16 protein-coding genes are annotated in these 22230 nt (G+C 50.0%); 11 read left to right on the forward strand and 5 right to left on the reverse strand.

From position 1 onward, the window contains the following. The first annotated feature begins 99 nt into the window (after positions 1–99). The gene (gyrB, locus tag MRJ96_05625; GenBank protein MDR4500913.1) at positions 100–2520 is read left to right on the forward strand and encodes a DNA topoisomerase (ATP-hydrolyzing) subunit B; all 2421 of its coding nucleotides are present in this window, start codon (positions 100–102) and stop codon (positions 2518–2520) included. A 3-nt stretch (positions 2521–2523) separates the two neighbouring features. Then, on the forward strand, positions 2524–5025 hold the full coding sequence (gyrA, locus tag MRJ96_05630) for a DNA gyrase subunit A (GenBank protein ID MDR4500914.1): 2502 nt from the start codon (positions 2524–2526) through the stop codon (positions 5023–5025). A gap of 183 nt (positions 5026–5208) precedes the next feature. Here gyrA and MRJ96_05635 read toward each other — a convergent pair whose 3' ends face one another. Further along, complete coding sequence (locus MRJ96_05635; protein MDR4500915.1) at positions 5209–7275, reverse strand: hypothetical protein; 2067 nt, start codon at positions 7273–7275, stop codon at positions 5209–5211. A gap of 625 nt (positions 7276–7900) precedes the next feature. Between MRJ96_05635 and MRJ96_05640 the strand changes: the two genes are divergently transcribed. The 3 genes from MRJ96_05640 to MRJ96_05650 all read left to right on the forward strand — a co-directional run bounded on the left by MRJ96_05640 (position 7901) and on the right by MRJ96_05650 (position 12468). After that, the gene (locus tag MRJ96_05640) at positions 7901–8416 is read left to right on the forward strand and encodes a hypothetical protein (GenBank protein MDR4500916.1); all 516 of its coding nucleotides are present in this window, start codon (positions 7901–7903) and stop codon (positions 8414–8416) included. Positions 8417–8950: 534 nt separating this feature from the next. Further along, positions 8951–9685, forward strand: coding sequence for a hypothetical protein (locus tag MRJ96_05645; protein MDR4500917.1), 735 nt, complete (start codon positions 8951–8953; stop codon positions 9683–9685). Positions 9686–10176: 491 nt separating this feature from the next. Continuing rightward, positions 10177–12468, forward strand: a complete 2292-nt coding sequence (locus MRJ96_05650; protein ID MDR4500918.1) for a M6 family metalloprotease domain-containing protein — start codon at positions 10177–10179, stop codon at positions 12466–12468. A gap of 546 nt (positions 12469–13014) precedes the next feature. Here MRJ96_05650 and MRJ96_05655 read toward each other — a convergent pair. Then, entirely contained in the window at positions 13015–13569 is a 555-nt protein-coding gene (locus tag MRJ96_05655; GenBank protein MDR4500919.1) for a hypothetical protein, read from the reverse strand. Between the two features lie 772 nt (positions 13570–14341). Between MRJ96_05655 and MRJ96_05660 the strand changes: the two genes are divergently transcribed. Next, on the forward strand, positions 14342–15706 hold the full coding sequence (locus MRJ96_05660) for a hypothetical protein (GenBank protein MDR4500920.1): 1365 nt from the start codon (positions 14342–14344) through the stop codon (positions 15704–15706). 125 nt (positions 15707–15831) lie between these two features. Here the strand turns inward: MRJ96_05660 and MRJ96_05665 are convergent, their stop codons facing one another. Together MRJ96_05665 and MRJ96_05670 are read right to left on the reverse strand one after the other, a co-directional pair. After that, entirely contained in the window at positions 15832–16515 is a 684-nt protein-coding gene (locus tag MRJ96_05665; protein ID MDR4500921.1) for an OmpA family protein, read from the reverse strand. Then, complete coding sequence (locus tag MRJ96_05670; protein MDR4500922.1) at positions 16512–17732, reverse strand: hypothetical protein; 1221 nt, start codon at positions 17730–17732, stop codon at positions 16512–16514. Before MRJ96_05670 ends, MRJ96_05665 begins: the two co-directional genes overlap by 4 nt. A 271-nt stretch (positions 17733–18003) precedes the next feature. Here MRJ96_05670 and MRJ96_05675 point away from each other — a divergent pair, with 271 nt between their 5' ends. From MRJ96_05675 to MRJ96_05690, 4 genes are all read left to right on the forward strand, one after another. Beyond that, positions 18004–18522 carry a histidine phosphatase family protein gene (locus MRJ96_05675; protein MDR4500923.1) on the forward strand — a complete coding sequence of 173 codons (519 nt, stop codon included), beginning with the start codon at positions 18004–18006 and terminating at the stop codon, positions 18520–18522. A gap of 1 nt (position 18523) precedes the next feature. Continuing rightward, positions 18524–18691 carry a hypothetical protein gene (locus MRJ96_05680; GenBank protein ID MDR4500924.1) on the forward strand — a complete coding sequence of 56 codons (168 nt, stop codon included), beginning with the start codon at positions 18524–18526 and terminating at the stop codon, positions 18689–18691. A gap of 21 nt (positions 18692–18712) precedes the next feature. Further along, positions 18713–20485 (forward strand): tetratricopeptide repeat protein, encoded by a 1773-nt coding sequence (locus tag MRJ96_05685; GenBank protein MDR4500925.1) that lies wholly within the window; start codon positions 18713–18715, stop codon positions 20483–20485. 104 nt (positions 20486–20589) lie between these two features. Beyond that, the gene (locus tag MRJ96_05690; GenBank protein MDR4500926.1) at positions 20590–21159 is read left to right on the forward strand and encodes a hypothetical protein; all 570 of its coding nucleotides are present in this window, start codon (positions 20590–20592) and stop codon (positions 21157–21159) included. An 11-nt stretch (positions 21160–21170) separates the two neighbouring features. Here the strand turns inward: MRJ96_05690 and MRJ96_05695 are convergent, their stop codons facing one another. Continuing rightward, positions 21171–21650, reverse strand: coding sequence for a DUF721 domain-containing protein (locus tag MRJ96_05695; GenBank protein MDR4500927.1), 480 nt, complete (start codon positions 21648–21650; stop codon positions 21171–21173). A gap of 78 nt (positions 21651–21728) precedes the next feature. On the opposite strand from MRJ96_05695, the gene smpB reads away from it, so the two are divergent. Then, positions 21729–22205, forward strand: coding sequence for an SsrA-binding protein SmpB (smpB, locus tag MRJ96_05700; GenBank protein ID MDR4500928.1), 477 nt, complete (start codon positions 21729–21731; stop codon positions 22203–22205). Positions 22206–22230: the final 25 nt, after the last annotated feature.

Raw genomic sequence — 22230 nt, forward strand, 5'->3', positions numbered from 1 at the left:
TCAGATTTGGAATCTATGGAATCTTCCGAACTACCGGGATCAGGGGACGTACATGTCGGGAGCTCTGGTGAACCGTCAGAGCACTATCATGCCGATCAAATACGCGTGTTAGAAGGATTAGAGGCGGTGCGCAAACGCCCGGCCATGTACATTGGCAGTACTGGGCCAGATGGATTACATCACCTTGTTTACGAAGTGGTCGATAACAGTGTTGACGAGCACATGGCAGGGTTCGGCAAAGAGATCCATGTGACGATCCAAATCGATGGCAGCGTGGTCGTTTCCGATAATGGGCGGGGGATTCCCACCGGCATGCATTCTTCTCAGAAGAAATCGGCCGCAGAGGTAGCGCTCACCGTCCTTCACGCCGGAGGCAAGTTTGAACAGGGGGCGTACACGGTATCCGGAGGCCTCCACGGGGTGGGAATTTCTGTCGTCAATGCCTTATCAGAATGGTTAGAACTTGAAATCTGGCAGAACGAGCAGGTGTTCGAACAACGGTACCTTCGCGGGGTGCCAACCGATACGCTGACGACAACGGGGAAGACCAAAAAACGAGGAACCAAAATTACTTTCATGCCCGATGCGCAGGTCTTCGAAACGGTCGAGTTTAGCTTTGATGTCCTGGCGCGCCGGCTTCGGGAACTGGCGTTCTTGAATAAAGGGCTCGCGATCTACCTTGTCGATCAACGGCAAGGCAAAGAAAAAGAGCAAGAATTCTGTTACGAAGGTGGGATCGTGTCGTTCGTCGAACACCTCAATGAAGCCAAGACACCATTACATAAACCCATCGTCATCGAGACCGAGAGATCGGAAATGATTCTCGAGGTAGCGCTGCAATTCAACGTGGGGTATGCCGAACACCTGTTCTCTTTCGCCAACAATATCAATACGCGAGAAGGGGGCACTCATCTCATTGGCTTTAAGGCAGCGCTCACCAGGACCATTAATTCGTACGCCTCCGCCAATGATTTATTGAAGAAGGAAGTCGAATCCCTTTCCGGTGACGATGTCCGTGAAGGGTTGACGGCTGTCGTGAGCGTGAAAGTTCGCAACCCACAATTCGAAGGGCAAACCAAAGCTAAGCTTGGTAATAGCGAAGTCAAGGGAGTCGTAGAAGCAGCGGTCAACGAAGCGCTCGGGCGTTATTTTGAGGAAAATCCTCCAGTTGCCAAAAAAATCGTCGGAAAGGCCATTGATGCCGCGCGGGCACGGGAAGCTGCCAGGAAAGCGAAAGAGTTGATTCGTAGGAAAGGAGCCCTTGATGGTGGCTCGCTTCCAGGTAAGCTTGCCGACTGTTCCGAAAAAGATCCAGCGTTAAGCGAACTGTTTATCGTCGAGGGAGATTCGGCCGGTGGCTCGGCCAAACAAGGTCGGGATCGAAAATTTCAGGCCATCCTCCCACTCAAAGGCAAGATCCTCAACGTTGAAAAGGCCCGTTTCGACAAGATGCTCTCCAGCGAAGAGATCCGGACGCTTATCATGGCTCTGGGCACGGGAATAGGGCGAAGACGTGAAGAGGCAGAAAAGGGAAAGGATGATAAGGAAGTGTTTGACATCAACAAAACCCGTTATCACAAGATCATTCTGATGACGGATGCCGATGTCGATGGCAGTCATATTCGAACCCTCCTCTTAACATTCTTATTCCGTCAAATGCATGAGTTAGTCGAACGAGGCTATATCTACATTGCTCAACCTCCGCTCTACAAAGTGAAAAAGGGGAAGGTTGAACAGTATCTCAAGGATGATGGTGCGCTTAACGATTATCTGTCTTTACTGGCTGTCGAGGAAGTCGAAGTCTTTGTTGAAGGAGAGCAGGCGTTCATCACCCAAACGGACTTACTGCCGATCCTGAAGAATCTTCTCGCATTCGAAGACCTCTTGAATCGATTCGGGAAGAAACAATACCAAACGGGTATCTTGCGGGCCTTCGTCGATCAACCGACGTTAAGCCGAGATCTCCTGAAAAATCGGTCACAGCTTGAGGCCGTGGTTACGGAGGTCAAGCAGACGCTCGAAAAGGCCTACCCTGGTTCGCGCATACTCCTTGAAATCCAAGATGAAGAGGAACATGACACGCATTCTGTTGTCTGTCGTGTCCCGACCAATGGCATGCTGCATACGTTGACCGTCACTCACGACCTCGTCGGTTCTGCCGACTTTCGTGAATTACAGAAATTGAGTCCGACGGCCATGGGTCTAGGAAAACCTCCGTACAAAATGAAAGTAAAAGGCGTCGAGTCAGCGTTCGCGACCTCGAACGATTTAGTTCAGGCTATTCTGGCAGCTGGGAAAAAGGGCCTCTCCCTGCAGCGGTATAAAGGATTGGGAGAGATGAACCCCGGCCAATTATGGGAAACCACGATGAACCCCGAGACGCGGGCGTTGATGCAGGTCAAACTTGAAGATATGACGGGGGTTGATGAAATCTTCACGATCCTCATGGGCGATGAAGTCGAACCTCGACGAAACTTTATCCAACAACATGCACTCGAAGTTCGAAACCTGGATGTGTAACTGATGCCCACTGAAGAACGTCTGACACAGATTGCGATCGAAGACGAAATGCGTCTGTCCTACCTGGATTACGCGATGAGCGTGATCGTAGGGCGCGCCTTGCCCGATGTGCGAGATGGCTTGAAGCCGGTCCATCGTCGCATCCTCTATGGCATGAATGAGATGGGGTTGGCGGCGAACCGGCCCTACCGTAAGTCCGCCAAAATCGTCGGGGAAATCATGGGGAATTATCATCCTCATGGCGATTCGGCCATTTACGATACGCTCGTGCGGATGGCGCAGCCATTCAACATGCGCTACACCCTGGTGGATGGCCAAGGCAACTATGGCTCTGTTGATGGTGATCCGCCCGCCGCCATGCGGTACACCGAAGCGCGGCTCACCAAAATCGCCCAAGAGATGCTGGTCGATATCGAGAAAGAGACGGTGGATTTCACGCCCACCTATGATGAGTCCAGCGTTGAACCTCTCGTCCTTCCCGCCAAGGTTCCAAGCCTGCTCATTAATGGTGCGGGCGGGATCGCCGTTGGCTACGCTACGAATATCCCGACCCACAATCTCGGTGAAATCGTCAGTGCTCTCATCGAATTAATCGATCGTCCGGAAATGAGCATTGACCAGCTGATGGACTATATTCCCGGGCCGGATTTTCCAACCGCGGGATTTATCTATGGCACGCAGGGGATTAAAGAGGCCTATCATACGGGTCGTGGTTTATTGACCGTTCGGGCTAAGGCCGAGATTGAAACGGATGAAAAAACCGATCGCTCTCGCATCATCGTGACCGAATTACCCTATCAAGTGAACAAAGCCAGACTGTTGGAAAAAATCGCCGAACTGATCCACGACAAACGAATCGAGGGTATCAGTGACCTTCGTGATGAATCGGACCGTGATGGCCTTCGTGTCGTCATCGAGCTGAAGAGAAATGAGACTCCGATCGTGGTTCTCAATCAGTTGTACAAACACACGTACATGCAGACGACCTTTGGGGTCATCATGCTGGCGCTGGTACAGAACCGTCCGGAAGTCCTCAACCTCAAGCAAATTCTGGAAGCCTTCATTGAACACCGTCGCGAAGTCATCATACGTCGAACGGCGTTCGATCTTCGCAAGGCCGAAGAACGCGCTCATATTCTCGAAGGCCTGACGATCGCCCTCTCCCACCTCGATGCCGTCATTGCGCTCATCCGTGGAGCGAGTTCGCCGGACGTGGCTCGACAAGGCTTAATCGATCAATTTTCACTGAGTGACATTCAGGCCAACGCGATCCTCGACATGCGGTTGCAACGTCTGACACAACTCGAACAAGAAAAATTGGCTCAGGAATATCAAGAGATCAAGGCCAAGATCCTTGAACTCAAGAGTATTCTGGAATCCGATTCGCGCGTTCGACAGATCATGAAGGATGAACTGGTAGAGATCAAAGACGCGTATCGGGATGAACGCCGGACCCGGATTATCCCGGTTGAAGCGGAAATCCAGCGTGAAGACCTCATCGCCGAAGAGGAGGTAATCGTTACTATCTCGCATGCCGGGTACATCAAGCGAAACCCCATTTCCGAGTATCGCGCGCAGAATCGAGGCGGGAAAGGCAAGATTGGAATGGGGGTACGGGAGGAGGATTTCGTAGAAAAGATCTTCAGTGCCTCCACCCATGATTACCTGCTCTTTTTTACCGACGCTGGAAAAGTCTACTGGCTCAAAGTGTATGAGTTGCCGGATGTGGGCCGTGCCACGAAAGGGAAAGCCATCGTGAATCTCCTGGCTCTTGGGCAGGATGAAAAAGTGACCATTACGTTGCCGGTGAAAGAGTTTCGTGATGATCACTATGTCGTCATGGCCACCCGGCAGGGCACGATTAAGAAGACCGAGCTGTCTGCGTTTTCCAATCCTCGTCAGGGAGGCATTATCGCGTTGTCGTTGGATGAGGGGGACAAACTCATTGGCGTGGAACTGACAGATGGACAACGGGACATCGTCCTAGGGACGCGTTTTGGTCTGGTCATTCGGTTTCGCGAAGATGATGTACGGGCCATGGGACGAACAGCCCGAGGTGTGCGAGGCATTAATTTGGAAGAAGGCAATGAGGTCATTGGAATGACAACCCTGCTGCCTGCGTCTGAGTCTTCAATCTTAACGGTGACAGAACTTGGGTATGGTAAGAGAACCCAAGCGTCTGAATACCGTGCGCAAGCCCGAGCTGGAAAAGGCGTGATCAGCGTGCGGGTGACTGACAAAAACGGCCCGGCAGTGTCCTTTCATCAAGTCACAGATGCTGATGACATCATGGTCATGACGGCCGAAGGCAAAGTTTTGCGGATGCACATCGGCGATCTGCGCGAAATTGGTCGAAACGCTCAAGGTGTCCGATTAATCGATATGACCGATGACGATCGCGTGGTGGGTGTTGCGAAGCTCAGTGATTCCTCAGGCTCTGGAGAGAATGGAACCAGTGCGCCATTATCAGGGCCTGACGTAAACGGACCGGCCGATAATCACTAAAACCCTCTTTCCGTTTTTTATACTAGTCCTCCAAACTCGAAGTGGCCGAGCGGCCATGTAGTGATTTTGCCGAAGGACGTTTCGGATAGAAAAAACAAGAACGGGCGGTTGGCTTCACTGCCCAACCGCCCGTCATGACAGAATCTCTGCCTCTGTTTAGCTCGCCTAAAACCCAGGTGTTGCCTAGTTTCTCCCTTTCCCGCTTCCTGGCTTCGTCGAACCGCCACTATATGTGTAAGAGGCAGTTCCTGGGGTCGTTGAAACATGTCCTACCTGATCGACGGCGTAGATGTCATAATGATTGTCCGTCGTCGTTGAAAAGTTCTTATCAGAAAAATTCAAATTGGAGGCAGAGCCGATAAGCGTTCCATTTCTGTACACTGAATAGGATGCAATCCCCGACCCCTGTGGTCCATCACTGGCGGCATCCCAGGTGAGTTGAACGGTTTGGTTTTGTTTTTTCCCTGATAATGAGGCAGAGACATTCGATGGTGTCGTGGGAGCGGTCGTATCAACTGTTACAGAAGCGTTCCCTATCGTGTCATGCGTGGGATTTTCTCCAGAGGTCGTGACGATCAATGGATAGCTGGCATCTCCACTATTGGTCGTCATGACGGTCATCGTCGTTGTCGCGGAAGTTCCCGGCGCGACGGTCAGCACTGAATCCTGGAAGGTGCCTGTGACTCCTGAAGGAAACGTTCCATTCAAAGATAGTTGTGCCTCCATGCATCCCAACGTGTCAGTATTGGTAATGGTGACCATAAAGGGATGAATGGCGCTGGGGTCACCCACTATTTGTGTTGACGGAGTCAGGGACACGCTGGGCGTATGTGCGATACAAGAATGAAAGCTTACGTCTACCGTGACATAGTTCGCATTATTTTCAATTTGCGAGATTGTAATGCCGTTTTCAGAGTCATGGAACTCATAAGAACTGGGATCGCTAAAATCACTCTTCAACACTTTGATCAGATAAGACCAATTATCAGTATCAACCCCACGGTGGATATTCACTCCGGTTGTGTAGGTTGAGGAAAGCCCTGTGTCCAAACCGGTTCTTTGCCGGTAAGAGAGATAATAGGGACGGCCTGTGGAAGGTGTGATCCGGACAATTTGCGGATAGGTGGAAGTGTCTGGATCTGTGCCTAGTGGCGATAAGCTATATTGTCCCGCTCCAGTCACATCAATAATCTTCTCTTGTAAGTCGGCTCGATCGAACCACCCGACTTGATCGACATGCACACTGTTAAGCTTCCGTTTTGAACAACAATATCCCATCAAATCCGATGTATCTCCATATTCCACATTTTTCAGTTCATCGTTGTCTGGATCCGTCGCAGCATGGTGCCAGCCGATGTTATGCCCCAACTCATGTGCAAAAGCGATCGGGTCGATTTTAGTACTCCAGGATTTTCGCACCGACGAGCTTCCGTAACTTCCCACCTCGCCGAGGGCCAGCCAACTACATCCGGAAATGGATTGAGGCGGCACTACGTACATCTTGTGTTGGTACCCTTGCAAACTCACGGGAGAAGCGGCATCGGCCTGGGATGCGATGGTTCGGTAAGCGCATGACTCTGAAGAATCGTAAGGAATAGACACTAAGAAAACATCAGTCAATGAACTTCCAGAAAATGTCACTTGCCCAAAGGAAGCTTCTTCGTATGCACTATTCACAGAAAATTGATCGTGAGCATGCATGGCGGCTCCTGATTGGTCCACATGTGTTTGGGTATAGGGTGTCGCACCTTGGGCCGCATAATCGGCTCCATCCATATTGATCACGAATGTGATCGTTTTTCGATCGCCGGTTGTCGCGGATGCGGCAGTATTTGGGGTAGTGCTTGAGGAGTTGTCTCCATCCAATTCAGAAACCTCAGAGACCCAGACTTTTCCATTGGCTGCGTATCCCTTGATCTTAACCTTTTTCCCGGTGTGAAGATGTTTTGGCGGGATACCTTCAAAGACCATTTCCAAGACATAATCAGATGTTCCAGCCTTTCGGGTGTGCAAAAAATACACAAAGCGTGATTGTTCCGGAATGACTTCATCAATATGAATTAAGGTCACTTCACCGTCAAAGAAGACTGCCTTGGCATGATCCGGTGGAGTCCCAAAAGCTAAAAGGGGTTGAGCTATTCCAACAAGGACTCCCAAAAGGAGCATGAACGTCTTTTTGCAGGTCGATCGTCGTCGCCGAGGTATTCCAGGATCATTCAAACGCATTGCTTCTTCCTCATGGGTTGCCATGCATAGCCTCCGTAAATGTGAAAGTGAATGGTATGGAAGAAATGAGGCAAGATGCCTCATGTACGAAAATGTCAACCTTTGTAGGTCTCGCCGTTGCTCCACTCTGTAGGGAAACCTATCGGCACCTACTTTAGAAACTTTTAGGAAAAAAAGGAAAGAAACGATCAGGATACGGACGAATGATCAGGCAATAGACAAAAAGGGTTGATGATGGGCCAAAAAGTCTCAGACACTTTTTTTCAGGAATATCTTTTTCTGTTGCACGCAGTTTGATAGGAACTTAGAGCAATTGAGATAAGGGAAGAAGACAATTGGAAGCCCATTTGAATCGTCTGATTAGTCTTGAAGAGCCGTCTTTCCCCTCTTTTGAGGGATGGTCCTGCCTTTCAACATCTTGAGAAAATTATGGACGGTCTTGGCAATATGACAGAAAAGGACAGCCCGTGTTTTCCCACATCGAATTCGTTGCGCGTGTTGCTCAAGCTGGACGGTAAGTCACGATACTGGCTTCTAGTCGTTTCAAATAACTTCCGTACGGTTCAACGTCGTACCGCGCAGAGTTTGTCCTATTTACCGATTGGGCCGTATTTGGATTCGCTATAATCATTCAATTTCGTTGCAGAATATGGATCATCCTGTCACCCGCCCGCAGTTACATTTAGGTCTCACGTCTGGTAGAGATACTGATGCTTCAGCCTGGTTCTTGGCCGTTCTCTCTGAATCACCCATACTCGATGGTTCCGTGACCGTTCATTTTGGTCTCGTCGGGGTGGGGCCGATTCTGCTCCCGCTATTCTTTCTGCGCAGCACCCGTGGCCAGCGGCATATTCTGCTCGAAACGTCTTTGAATCCTTTTCAGGCGGATCTACAGGGTCTGAAACTTCTACGGTGTCTTAGCACTCAAGATTCCTATCAAATTCATTGTCGTGAGCTGGCGACGAATACCGAACAGACTTTCACTGTGCCGAATGTCCATCAAGCCCAATATCGACAGGCCGTCAAGCTCCTTGAAGCCCATTCACCGTGGACCGCGACGCAGTTTGTTCAAGCCCAATTTCATCTGGCCCGTTCGTGGGCAACTCCAGAAGAACGTTATAAAAACCTTCTATGTTCTCCCGATCCGAATGCCTTTGACGCATAGCCGTATCCTTCTCAGCGATTGAGAAAGTATTGAATTGATACAAGGAAATTTTCAATGTCAATTCAAGGCTAGATCCCGTTAGTTGAAACCCTACCACCTGTTTATTTTTGCGGCCTATGTGCGTTTGTTCAAGACAGGTATCGAGTAGGAGCTGCTGTTTAACCTGACTTTTGGTCATACTGGGTTGCCCTAGAAAAATGCACTTTCATCAATCGTGGAGTGTTGTTAACGGCACTGAGCAATGGGGCAGTAGGTGGCATTGGAAACGGAGAGTGTGAACTGTAATGTTAGATTTCAAATGTATCTGATTCGATACTTTTCCTATTTCAGCAATACCAGCCCTTTTCCCTTCTTTCCAAATTTTTCCTTCACTTCGACAGGTTTTTCAAATACCCCAGAAGAGAATGGTTTTTGCATTTTTCAACTTTTGCCGCAAACAAAATTGAACTTTCCCGACGGCTTCAATGTCGTTACTCCTGAAATTGCGGTAGACACTTTAAATCTATCTTGTCTGGAAATTTGCAGGAGGAATATATGCCTACTGAGGGAAGCAAACTGGAAATCTTGGGGACGATCATCAGAAACGTGGTCTCAGCATTGAGAGACAGTGTGGTCTTTTTCTTGTTTGTACTCTTGCTGTTTACCCCAACGACGATTCGGGACAGACTGGTTGAGGCAGGCTTTACGAAAGGGTCCATCGCTGGCTTCGAATGGGGGGCCGAGCTGGAATCCGCGGCTGAACAAACGAAGTCAATCGGTCAATCTGTTGAACAGGCAAGTGAAAACTACTCCGTCCTGATAGCGCGATTGAACAAGCTGGAGCGGGAAATCACCGACCCAACGGTTAAGGCAACAGTGAAAAGCATTGAAAAAGAGGCTCAAGAGTCAAGCACGAAACTCCAAGCAGTAGATAGAAACGTTCGACATAATTTCGCCGTTCAACAACAAATTGTCGCGAAAATCCGTCCATCAGCCGTCACGAAGGCTGGTTGGCTCTATCTCGGTAAACTGAGTCAAGATAAGACAGCGTGGGTCGCGGGTTCTCCAAAACACGTCAAGTCGATTAGCCCCACAATATCGTCGGGAGAGACGCTGACTGTGATAGACGACGTGTATTTACGAGAGCGGGACACAGTCAATGGACGCCCTAAGCGGGGGAAAATACTCGGGGCCGCGAAGGAAGGAGACATCATCGAAGTCATTGACTTGAACTATTCACATGCACAAGGGGGGGGATGGTTTGTGTGGGCAAAAGTACAGCAGGTGTGAATACTGAAGAAATCAGGTTTTCGCAAATCATATTTTCCTTGACTCACCTGTTGATACCGAGGCAAGTCAGATTATTTTCAAAATGTATTTTCTTAAAGGCATTGACGTGTACAATCGTGGTTTCAAGAGGCCCACCTTTCTTGTTCCTGTCATCGCTCCCCGTGCTTGAATATGAGACGGCCTGTATCTTTTTGGATACGACCTGTATCTTTTGATAGGTTTCTCGTCTCTTTTAGACAAACTTGATACAGTTTCATCCTGCGGAAAATACAACATTTCTTTCGATAACATAATGAGCCTGTTTTTTGCTTAGGCTTTTGGTGGACTGGGAGATTCTCTCGAAGAAGCCCAATACTCTTTCTCTTCTTCACTCTCCTGAAGCCAAGCATCTTCGCTCATGATGCCTGGTGGCGTTTCGGATTTCTGTCATGTTGATGACGTGAGATTTTTTATCACATTATCCCCGATCTGATCGAACAGGAGGTAGGACGATGGCCACACCCTTTACCGGTAAAACATTCACATTTACTCAACCCGATGGCTCGACGGTCGAAGTCCGTGGCTGGGGTGATCAGCACTATGCCGTCTTTGAAACACTCGATGGGTATACGTTGATGAAGAACCCGAGGACTGGATTTTTTGAAGTGGCTCAGCTCTCGAGTGACGGAACGAGTTTAGAGCCGGCGCCTGGACCTCCCGGAAATCTCGATGGCGATCGATTGCCCGTTCAACGCGGGTTGCGGATCACGCGCGACGCGGCGCGCGCTCAAGGATTGGAAGGGGCGCTTCGTTTGGGTGGCCGCCGATGTGATCAACGTCGCGAGGAACGGAAAACCTTTGCGCGCATGGCGCGGATGATGCCGGGGGCCGTCTTTGCCCCGCCTAAACGGGAAACCGTGGGGGATTTCGTCGGACTTTGTTTGCTCATTGATTTCCCTGATGAATCGGGAGCGATTTCACGTGATGAAGTGGAGCGCTTCTGCAACGAGACAGGGTACTCAGGTTTTGGCAACAACGGATCAGTGTCTGATTACTTTTTCGACAATTCGATCGGCCGTTGCCGGTATACCAACATCGTGGCCGATTATTATCGAGCTCAACACCCGAAATCCTTTTATACCGATCCCAACATTCAGCAAGGCGTACGGGCACGTCAATTGATCGTCGAAGCTTTAACGCATCTCAAAAACCAAAGCTTTGACTTTACCTCATTGACCGCCGATAACGAGGGGTTTGTCTATGCGATGAATGTGTACTATGCCGGGGATGTCGTCAACAACTGGGCCGAAGGTCTTTGGCCTCACGCATGGCATCTGGCGACGCCGATCGAATTAGCTCCAGGCATTGCAGCTTTTGACTATCAATTTACGGATATGAGTCGGGAGCTTTCGCTTGGCACCTTCTGCCATGAGAACGGCCATATGCTCTGTGACTACCCAGATTTATACGACTACGGCAGTGAGTCGAGTGGTGTGGGCGCCTATTGTCTGATGTGTGCCGGTGGCAATATCAATGAGAAAAACCCTGTCCACATTTCAGCCTACCTAAAACGACTGTCCGGGTGGGCTAATAGCGTGACAACCATCAAGCATGACGAGGACATTGAGCTGGCGGCCGGGACCAACGACTTTGCCTTACATGCCAAGAGCAGTGGAGAATATTTCATCGTTGAAAACCGACAAAAAGCTGGCCGCGATGTCGCCCTTCCGGATGAAGGTCTGGCTTTCTGGCACGTGGATGAAGAGGGAAGTAACAATAACGAACAGATGACACCCAGTCAGCACTACGAATTGTCTTTGGAGCAAGCCAATGGGCAATTTCGATTTGAGCGATCACGTGGTCTTTATGGAGATTCCACCGATCTCTATGGCCGAGTCAATAAACGGTTCGCGGATTCTACCTCCCCCAGTAGCCGGTGGTGGGACGGTACGGCGTCGAACCTTGATGTCTTCGAGATCAGCGATCCCGGGTCAACGGTGCGATTTCGGACAAAGCTGTTCGATGACGGCAGTGTTGTCAGGCCAATCGTGAGAGAGTCTTCTCCCGGCCTCAGTATTCCGGATAATACAGGCGCTGGAATATCCGACAAGATTACCGTCGATCAGGATGCCGTCATCGCCGGAGTCAAGGTAATGCTCGATATCACCCATACGTACCGGGGTGACCTGCGAGTGACGTTGGTGACTCCTTGGGGAGAAGAAATTCGTCTCCATGAACGTCATCAAGGGGGAAGTTCGGATCACATTCTGGAAACGATCGATGAGTCGGACCTGCAGGTCCTGGCTACACTTCATGGTCGAAGTGTCAAAGGCGACTGGGGCTTAATCGTACAGGACTTGGCGCCTGCCGACATCGGTGTCTTGAACCGATGGGGGTTGGAGTTTGCGACGAGTGAGTCCTCTCAGGGACAAATCGTGCTAGAAGAATCTCCCGGGACGCATATACCCGACAATGATCCGGTCGGCATCCAGCGAAACCTTTCAACTTCCTCGCAAGGACAGGTTGCCAATGTGGAGGTCTCTGTCAATATTACCCACACGTATATTGGTGATCTACGGGTGAGCTTGCTCTCGCCAGATGGGACCGAAGTGCCCCTGCGATCACAATCCGGTGGATCGGGCGATAACGTGATTGAAACCTACACAACGGCCACGACTCCTACCTTGGGCGACCTTGCAGGACAATCCATTAACGGGACATGGGCGCTGAAGGTGTCTGACAATGTCGGACAGGATGTCGGGAAGTTAAACAACTGGCAGGTCGTGATCCAACCCGTGTCATAATGAAGACGTGGGTACACCACTTCGACATTGGTTTTTTCGTCCGGTTCCAAATTCTTGGTCTTTGTGTCTCCAATGGGCCTAGGGCAGGAAAGGAACAATGACAGCTACCAATATGCTATCCGAATGACAGGGCTGTTCATTATAGCCGTTTGAGTGATACTGAAACGATACCGTGCTTCCTTGCACGCCTTGGCCCTTCAAGACGTGAGAGAAATATCCAGGTGTGTCAGGACATCCAAGCGGGTATCACCTTCCGTCTGGCCGTCTGGTTCAACGTCGTACTGCGCGGGGTGTGTCGACTGAAGAGGGCCGCTAATCAACAGACACAGATCATCGACTGCGTGGCTGAGCCACGGGTATGGTTGTCATCTCATGGCTCAGCGGATTAGTAGAATGGTCGAAGAAGAAAACACCAAATAAAAGATTTGTCTCCTTTAAGGAGGGGCTGACTGGGTTATGGTAGCCGTCTAAGGAAAGAGAGCATGAGTTGTCACGCAGCCTTGGTCGAGGCTCTGTGAAAACTCCATTCCACTCCAGTCCGCACACTCACCAATCAATCACCACGATTGGTTGACCCTCTTCAGCCGGAGTCGTAAGGAAGGCGGGAACCTGAACGGGAGAAGATATCATTGGCCCTCCGACTTGAACCCCATTAATCAAATCATTATCTGTTTTGCTATAGGTTTTTAGTCCTAGCCCCGTTGCAACGACTTCGACCTTGCATAATAACGGAGGATTTGAAGGAATACGCCCCAGTAATTTACGTACGAGACGTTTGGCATGCTTCGGATCGTCATCCCCTGAAGCAAGCGTGGGAACGCGGTTTCTTGGATGTTTAATATCTTTGAGGGCATTCAACACGCCAGCGTTTGAGAAAAGAACGCGGACAGTGCTGTCCGCGGCATCGGGTAGGAACTGGCAGGTATGCTTCGCGAATAACAGGCCGTTTGTGACTCGGTCAGCATCAAAGCTGTTGATATGAACGACAACAGTACGGCCTCGATTATCATCTGCGTGGGTTAACCCCACGGTCGATAAAACAAGAATTGAGGCGCTGAGTGCCATGCCGATGAACGATGAAGACTTGGAAAACGATGACATAAGAAACCTCCTACAGTGAAGAATGAATAGATTTGAACCTCCCATACCGTATTGGACTATTCTGTTTTTCCTCTTGTGCCGTCAACGCGTTTTCTCAAACAAAAAGTCAGTGAAAATGATAAAGAGAATTTCTCTAAAACCGTTACTCGAAAGAAGAGATCATTATTGTCGTAGGGAGTGTCTTTCAGTCAGTTAGCAACGCACATGCCATGAGCTTCGCAACTGGATGAACAGGAGAATTGAATGTATTTACCTGGAAAAACGAGAAAGGCGTAAGAGCGCGTGAACAACGTCTGACAGAATGTGAGGAATTTTTCTCCAATAGTTTATCAATGGCCATGGAAATTTTACACAGATAAATTATTGAAGTGTAGTAAGTAACAGCAGCCGTTAGAGGCCATGGGTTCAAATGTGTGGCATTATGCATCCCTAGTTCCCACCATTGATTGATGGACGATAGGAAACTTACGTTAGTGTCACAATGGCATAGTCCTACTTTTCGACTCTGGTGACATTCTCTCGATCAAATTCTAATCGTGTGTAGAAATGTATTTTTTCTGGTTCCTGACGGTTCATTTGACTTGCTCGATACACGCACGATACATGATTCTGTAAGCACACCTTATCCATTCAATTCCTATCATCTTTCAAGACAATGCCGAAACGATGTCATGGCTTTCAGGTCTATCTTTTGCAGTTTTAATTGGCAGTTTCAAAATGTCTCCGAAATTTTTTGTATTCATTACATTTGTCCTAAGGAGATTCTGCATTTATGAAGAGGTCTGTAGGGATCTTGGGGATTCCTTGTATGGTAATCGCTCTCGTGTTGTTCGCCAACACGGCTGAAGGTAAGCAACACGGTGTCCCGCCTCCATCGGCAGCAAGTGACTTTTTGGATTACCTCAAGCCCAATGCCGCCAAGGTCGAACTCGGAAGGCTATTATTCTTTGACAAGATTTTGAGTGGCAATAAAAATATTTCCTGTGCGACGTGTCATCATCCACTCGCAAACACGGGAGATGGCTTGTCGGTTTCTGTGGGGGAAGGTGGACAGGGGGTAGGTGTTACTCGGAATGTGGGATTCGGTGCCAACCGTATTCACGAGCGGGTACCACGAAATGCCCCTCCAATCTTCGGGCTAGGTGTGTTTGCGATTGACAAACTCTTTCATGATGGACGAGTGGCGATAGACGACAGCTTTCCCTCTGGGTTTCGAAGTCCTGCAGGTGAAGATCTGCCGATAGGCTTGGAAAACGTCTTGGCTGTTCAAGCAATGTTTCCAGTGACATCCACGGCCGAGATGGCTGGCCAAGCTGGGGAGAACCCGATCGCCGATGCGGTTACGTTAGGCCATGTCGCTGGCCCAACGGGCGTCTGGGGGCTGTTGGAGCGACGTCTCCAAGCCATTCCTGTCTATCGGCAACGCTTTGAGGAGGTCTATGGAATAAGCGAAGGTGAGATTACATTTGTGCATGCTGCCAATGCCATTGCTGCTTTTGAAATCGCCACCTGGAGAGCGAATAATACCCCGTTCGATCGTTACTTACGTGGGGAATGGAAAGTCCTGAGTCCAAGGGCAAAGCGAGGGATGCGCCTGTTTTACGGGAAGGCTCAGTGTGTCTCGTGTCACAGTGGGACGTATTTGACGGATATGGAGTTTCATTCCATCGCAATGCCGCAGGTGGGGCCAGGAAAAGGAGATGGTTTTGATGGACATGAAGACTTCGGTCGTGAACGAGTGACTGGGAATCAGGGGGATCGATACCGGTTTCGAACACCGCCATTACGAAACGTGGCATTGACAGCTCCCTATGGACATAGCGGAGCTTTTAACACGCTTGAAGAGGTTGTTCTGCACCATCTGAATCCTACGAAATCGTTACAGGAATATCGTTGCCAAGAACAGGTTGTTTTGCCCCCTGATTCTATGCTGGATCCGCTAGATTGTATTATACAGAATGACCCGGGCCGTGTTGCCCTCATAGCTGCGGCAAATGAGTTGCGGGAGACAAAACTGAAACCACAGGATTTTCGGGACTTAATCGAATTCTTACATGCCTTGACTGATCCTGAAGCCTTAGATTTACGCAAGGATGTACCGTTTGCTGTGCCAAGTGGACTGCTGATAGCTGAGTAGCTTTCCTTCTGGTAAGACCCAATTGGGGGCACCGGCCCCTGTGTGGCTCTGCTTCATAAACGAGACCACCCCGATCAGAACTATTGCTGCATCGAGGATGTGGAAGTGACATTGCAGTTGGGAAATCACATCGACGTTAGAATCTTTGTAGAATTTTGAGGAAGTTGCCGCTGCTCGGTCGACCGGAGGCGAATTTTAAAAATGACGCGCCGGCTTTGTTCATGGTTGACGAGATGGTTTGAATCGTAAATCAGATCCTGCCGTCCTCGACCGGAAGCGACCGTCAGCTCTTGAAAGCACTGGTATACCGACGGCTTGCGTGCTTTGATGACTTCTAAGCCTTTCACCATCACGGCCAGTGAGCGTTCTTGGCTGAGTCGTAAATTATAGACATCGTCTCCCTGGTTATCCGTATGACCTTGAATAGCCAGGGAATCTATCGTCCTACGCAAGGGTCCACACAGGGTTGCTGCGTAGAATGGCATGGCTTCTTCCAAAAATTTTTCGGCGCGGGGGGTAAGGGTATTTTTTCCGAACTGAAACGTCAGCAAGTTGTCAGGGATGACGATCATCAGCGTCAGCGGATCACGCGGATCGGACGAAAGCGATAGTCCGACGTTTTCTAAATGGTCGCGCAACGCCAGCTGAATTTCGTCTTTCTGTTCCTCCAACGTCGATTGCGCTTTGGATGAGGTCTGAGTAATAAAAGCGGAAAATAGCAGGATGAAGACCATGGCTAATGACGTCATGAGATCGGTCATGCCATACGTGTTCGTCGTGGTTATCCCTCGAGGTATAGGGGTGTTCATCCAGTACGTCCCAGTGATGAAAGTCGTGGCCACCGAAGGCGCGGTTTCGATTTTCCCGTTGGGATAGTGGCGGAGGGGGCCATGACATCAGCGGAGTTTTTCCATAAAAGAGGGCGTTTCTCGAATGGTGATTCGACTGTTGCCACGAGTGGTTGCGCCTCTTTGAGAATTTTCGTCAGATCGTGAATGGTCTCGGTTAATTCCTGAAGAGAGGGTTGTAACTCTGTTTTGAGCAGACGGGGAACCTCGGTCATCATTCGGCGCGTCTCGATTTGTTCATCCTCCTGCATCCTGGTCAACGATTGAACGGCGGTGGTCAAACTGGCCATTGATCCTGCGAGCCCGTTCATCCCCGGTCCCCGGTAGTCGCGTTGGGCTGTCACTGCAGGCGAACGTTCTTCCTGGCGGCCATTGTTCAGTCCGGTGAGTTGCTCGAGCATCTGTTCGATGGTTTTCCTCGGAAACAAGTGATCCACCAGACTGAGAAATTGACGATGAGCGTGCATAACCTCGGACAGCATCGGTTTTTCGATGAACGTAAAGATATTCGCGACAATGAGCCCGACGATCGATGTTAAAAATTTTCCGGCTAGACCATTGATCAACCCTTGGATCCCGACAATCTCACCCCCTTCGGCATGCAGTTTCCCCAGGCCAATGAAGAGCGCAATAAATGTCAGCAAGAGCCCAAGGCCGGTCACGAGGGAAGGAAATTGGCCATACCAAGGCAAGTTGACTCGATTGGCCATGATCGATTCTTGGGTAAAGATCTCTTCAGCCCGCCTGGTACTGAAGATGCGCGGCTCTAAAAACCAGGGAACCTGTTCCATGATTAATGAAGTCCGGTATTGGGCCCATGGTTCCCGAAGGAGCGGGCTGTTAGCCATGACGGTGTCGATTTGATGCAGGTCGTCACAGTCGATACGCGTGCCAGGACCTTCATTTCTCCGCGGTAACGAAGAGGATGGCTTTATGTTCGGAGTAAATCGGTCTTTATCGATCTCACCTCGTTCAGTGACAAGGGCCGCCAAACGAGGAGAAATCTGCTCCAAGCCTTGCCGAATGCCAGACAATTCTTTTCGCAGGCGGTAAACGTTCCTGAGAAAAAAAATCAGAATTCCTAAAGAGCCCAGCCAACTCAGCATCGGGCTTTCCGGTCCGCCCAAGAACGAAACGTCCTGGCTCAAGAACGCCCAAATTTCAGGTATGAAGGTCATCGTGTCTTTTGTTCTTGAAAGAAAGAAACGAGTTTATGCCCTATCTCCCTTCATGTATGTTCTCAAGTATTGTGCCGCGCGAAAATTCCCGGAAACGGCTATGAAAAGCGGTAAACTGAAAGTGGCGTCCTGGGGCAGAGGGCAGGCATTGGGCAAGAATTGCCGACTGTTTAGGCAACAAAAAGGGTATCTTCTTTCAGATCATATGGTAAAGTGGCGGAGTATTAGCTCGCCTGAAGGCTGTGAAATCATATCCTTATTTTGGGATAACATGACGATGAAAACGCTGTATGTATTCAGACATGCAGAGGCCGCTTCTACGGATAGGAATGGCACTGACTATGATCGCCCCTTACATGAGCGTGGCAAATCTGAGGCTTTTGTCATGGGGCAACGCTTACTATCATGGCCTAAGCCAGATATTATCATTTCAAGTCCAGCCCTACGGGCGACGACAACCGCAACTCTCCTCGCCACGGCAATTTCCTACCCATTGCCGCGCATAGTCTTCGATAAGCAAGTTTATGAAGCTGAGATGGAAGATTTATTCTTGGTAATCAGGGAGATTGATGATTCTCTGTCTTGCGCGATGCTGGTGGGGCACAATCCCGCGTTGACGCAATTTGTCAACATACTTGGGCGATGTGATGTTGGAAATATGCCGACATGTAGTATGGCGATATTACGACTACCCATGGATACCTGGAATGACATTGACAGAATCAGAGGGGAACTCAAGGTATTCGATTATCCCGCAAAGCCCGAGAAGTCCATGAGGGCGACTAGATAACATGGGGATGACACGTCAATCCGTCTGTGAAAGCCGTATCGCCGCTGGAATTCAGGCTTATTTTCTTGCCTTGGAAGGCTGTGCGAATAGCCGCTATGATATACTGAAATGGTTGGAAATTTTGACGATTGGGAAGAGCGGAGTTCCATCGTTCTACGAACCCTGTTAAGGGTATTTTGAAGAAACGTTCATGAAATCTCTTGTTGTATTTGCCCTGAAAAGCGAATCAAAATATAAAATGTGTGTCAGAAGGGTGCTGGCGATTCTGGCCATCTGTCTTCTCCTGCTGGTATCGGTAAACAGCCAGATTTTCGCGCACAACTCTCATCGCCAAGGCGCAGAAAACATAGCGATACAGGCCGAAGATGCCTGGCTGGACGGAGCGAACGTGCAAGCATTGGAAATGTTGGACCAAGGTATTCAAGCCCATCCTGACGCGTTACGACTTCAACGATTAAAAGGGGATGTCCTCGCAACTTCCAGACGTATTTCGGAGGCTATAGAAGCGTATGACAGTGCATTGCGGGCCGACCCGAAAGCCTTGGACGTGCATTGGGCCAAATGGAGTGTACTGCTTCGAGCTGGACGAAGCGAGGAGGCGATATCCGAGTTAGAACGTATCGCCGACATTGATGCGAAAAATCCCCTTGTGCCGCTTCAGATAGCCGTAGAACTTCGAAAACTCGATCGTTTGGAAGAATCGTTTAGATGGTACGAAAAGGCCGTGGCATTAAAGCCTGAGATGCCTGGTTGGCGTTTAGCGATGGCCCGGGCGCGTTTTGATATCCTGGATGGTCGAGGTGCCAGGGATGAAGTCAAGAAGGTCTTAACGATGGTCGTTCCTGGTTCTCCGGAAGATATGGCCGCCCGGAGTTTGCTCTCAGTGGTCTACGGGGCGACGAAAGAGCGAGGTCGTCGCTACCAGCCAATTTTTAGCCCGGAAGGAACTGCTGCGGAACGAAAGGAATGGGCAGCCATTCGAGCGAAAGCATGGGGCTTGTTTGAGGCCGGTCAGTATGCGGAAGCTGAACCCGTCTTACGGAAGGTTTTGACGCTCAAGCCCAGTGACCATGCCGCGACCCATGATTTAGGCGTCACACTCATGGAGTTGGACCGGTATGAGGAGGCCCTTCCCGTTCTGGAAAAAGTGTTGACCATCACGACAAATGAAGAAGTGTTGGCCGATACGTTTTTTCAGATCGGGCAAACACTGACCGCCTTAGAACGATGGTCTGAAGCGTACGACCATTTTGAAATACTCTATCAAGCGGCCGTCGAATTTGAAGAAACCAACAAGGATGTCGGTGTGATGCCAGGGGTTCGAGTGTTGAGCAAGGAAAAATTGGTGGAATGGATGGAGAAAGTCCGGCCCCATGTCCCAGACGCCACCAAGCCGGCGCAGGATAAAGCCAATGCGCAGATTCCACCGGCTGACCCCGCGAGCCCAGAGGCCCAGTCGGCTGACCAGGTCTATGAGCAGGTCCTTGAAAAGACGCTCAAGCCCGAAGACCCCATGTATCGGAGAGCTTCGCTCATGGGGAGAGATGCAGACTTTAGCACGTTTCGATTCGTCATATCCGCAGACCGCGTCATGCGGGACGATCTCCCGAGTGGCGCTCATGATTTTATCCCGATCGAACCCAACAATACTTTCTCTTCCACACAGGAAGAGGTCATATTGGTGTTCGGGCTTGTGACGCCCTCGTTTCATGATGTGCAACTCACGGCGGAATGTTTCATGGAGACCCCGAAAATACTCAGAGGTCAAAAGGCCGTCGCTCAAGACAAGGTTGTGATGGCCATGAATGAGCAGTCTGGGTATTTTGTCCTGTCAAAACCGGAACAGGCGGAATGGACGCCCGGGCTCTATCGGTGTGGTTTATTCATAGGAGAGGAAATTTCGGCGTATACCCATGCGGATGAGGTGCGATTCCGTATCGTCGAACCTGTTCGGTCATCCTAATCGTCCTACCTAGAATCTCCCAAGACCTATGCGCATTCTAGCATTCTGATTCAATCTCTTGACCCGTCGTGCCTGACGAGAATAACGTCGAAACATTTGGATACATGAAGTCCTCAAAGCCTCCTCGGAAACCTCTTGATACGCTCGTTAAACTCGGATTGGGTGTGTTGATCGGCGGATTTCTCATGATCGGCCTCGGCATGTTCTTGTCCCGTCCCGATCGAACCATTCCACCCTATAGCGTCGGAGCGCAGGACGGCATCACCGTGTTAATCCATACGCCATCCTGGACGAGCGATCCTGAAATTCGAACGCTTCTCGAACGCTTTCGATCCAAAGCCCAAGAAACACGAAATTTCGCCCCTATGAAAATTCGCCCCACGACGCCAGATGATCCGCAAGGCCGCTATCAACGTATGAAACTCTACGTATTTTCCGACCACCAATGGGCGGAAGCGGAAAAACTGCGTCGGTACCTTTCGGAGTCGACAGAAAAAGAAGACATGGAATTCAAGCGTTTGTTTGAATCCATGGTCAGAGGCGGGTTGTCGATCGATCTCAAGGAGGTCGTCGGATGGCTTGGACCAGTGGGTGGGCAGCGAATCGGGCAGGCCGATAGTGAGGTGGAGTGGCTGTTCAATGAGCCGGCACGACTCACGCACGAAATTTTATAGTGTTACGGGAGTTAATCAACCCAAGCAGGACGCGGAAACTTCGTCATCGAAAGATCTTTCGCGATCACCGTGGTCAGAAGGGCGCGAAGTTCTGGCTCTTTAATAGTGGAGGTCAAGGCGGTCGCATATTCTAATGACTTCGGGGTCGGTGTTACAGGGTCATTTGTAGGGGAAATGCTGGCCTGCTTCGCTGGTTCAATAGTCCCGATACGGAGGATGATATCAACGATTTGCGTTTCCTGATTAACGTCATGGAGCTTTTCCAGGATCATCGGCTTCAGGAAGACAAGTTGCTGGAGCCACGCGGAATTTTCTGCGATCAAGACCAATTTTCGAAATTTGATCGATTCCGGGCGAGTGTGTGAGGCGAGGGAAGCGCCCACTATTTTGGGCCAGTCGCGTAGTAGACGACTTTCCAGGATTTTCACGTCCAAGCCGTAGGATTTGGCGATACTCGGAACGAGTGATTGAGTAGAAGAGAACGCCCCCATCACGGTACTATAGCGTACCGAAGCCTGGCAGTCGAATCCTCATCCCAGTAAAACGAGAGCTGAGAGCGAATAAGTGTTATGAGCAAAACCAAGACGGATCACGCTATCGGAACGAATCGCAAAGCTTTTCATGACTATGCGATCGAAGAAAAAATCGAAGCAGGCATCGTGCTGCTTGGGACCGAAGTCAAATCGCTTCGTGAAGGAAAAGTCAATCTTCGCGAAAGCTATGCATCGATCGATTCGGGGCAAGTCATCCTTCATCAGTGTCACATCGGAGGCTATAGTCACGGCAACCAAATGAATCACGAACCTCTCCGACCTCGAAAGCTATTGCTTCATCACAAGCAAATTCAAAAGTTACAGAGCAAGGTCCAACAAGCGGGTCTGACTCTTGTTCCGCTTCGCCTGTATTTTAACCTCCGTGGGATCGCAAAAATCGAATTGGCGTTGGCGCGGGGGAAGAAGCACTATGACCGGCGCGAGACGGTCAAAAAACGTGAGGCCAACCGGGAAATTCAACGGGCGATGAAATCTTCCAACCAGTCACGATAGAGTCTTTCTTTCACTCGAGAAGCCT

The sequence above is a fragment of the Nitrospirales bacterium genome, from assembly GCA_031315865.1.
Taxonomy (GTDB): Bacteria; Nitrospirota; Nitrospiria; order Nitrospirales; family UBA8639; genus JAGQKC01.

Coding starts and splice junctions, on each gene's coding strand:
- MRJ96_05690 (MDR4500926.1), top strand. CDS start 20,590: ATGAAGTCCTCAAAGCCTCCTCGGAAACCTCTTGATACGCTCGTTAAA.
- MRJ96_05675 (MDR4500923.1), top strand. CDS start 18,004: ATGACGATGAAAACGCTGTATGTATTCAGACATGCAGAGGCCGCTTCT.
- MRJ96_05665 (MDR4500921.1), bottom strand. CDS start 16,515: ATGAACACCCCTATACCTCGAGGGATAACCACGACGAACACGTATGGC.
- MRJ96_05695 (MDR4500927.1), bottom strand. CDS start 21,650: ATGGGGGCGTTCTCTTCTACTCAATCACTCGTTCCGAGTATCGCCAAA.
- MRJ96_05635 (MDR4500915.1), bottom strand. CDS start 7,275: ATGGCAACCCATGAGGAAGAAGCAATGCGTTTGAATGATCCTGGAATA.
- MRJ96_05650 (MDR4500918.1), top strand. CDS start 10,177: ATGGCCACACCCTTTACCGGTAAAACATTCACATTTACTCAACCCGAT.
- MRJ96_05670 (MDR4500922.1), bottom strand. CDS start 17,732: ATGACCTTCATACCTGAAATTTGGGCGTTCTTGAGCCAGGACGTTTCG.
- gyrA (MDR4500914.1), top strand. CDS start 2,524: ATGCCCACTGAAGAACGTCTGACACAGATTGCGATCGAAGACGAAATG.
- MRJ96_05640 (MDR4500916.1), top strand. CDS start 7,901: ATGGATCATCCTGTCACCCGCCCGCAGTTACATTTAGGTCTCACGTCT.
- smpB (MDR4500928.1), top strand. CDS start 21,729: ATGAGCAAAACCAAGACGGATCACGCTATCGGAACGAATCGCAAAGCT.
- MRJ96_05655 (MDR4500919.1), bottom strand. CDS start 13,569: ATGTCATCGTTTTCCAAGTCTTCATCGTTCATCGGCATGGCACTCAGC.
- MRJ96_05660 (MDR4500920.1), top strand. CDS start 14,342: ATGAAGAGGTCTGTAGGGATCTTGGGGATTCCTTGTATGGTAATCGCT.
- MRJ96_05680 (MDR4500924.1), top strand. CDS start 18,524: ATGGGGATGACACGTCAATCCGTCTGTGAAAGCCGTATCGCCGCTGGA.
- MRJ96_05685 (MDR4500925.1), top strand. CDS start 18,713: ATGAAATCTCTTGTTGTATTTGCCCTGAAAAGCGAATCAAAATATAAA.
- MRJ96_05645 (MDR4500917.1), top strand. CDS start 8,951: ATGCCTACTGAGGGAAGCAAACTGGAAATCTTGGGGACGATCATCAGA.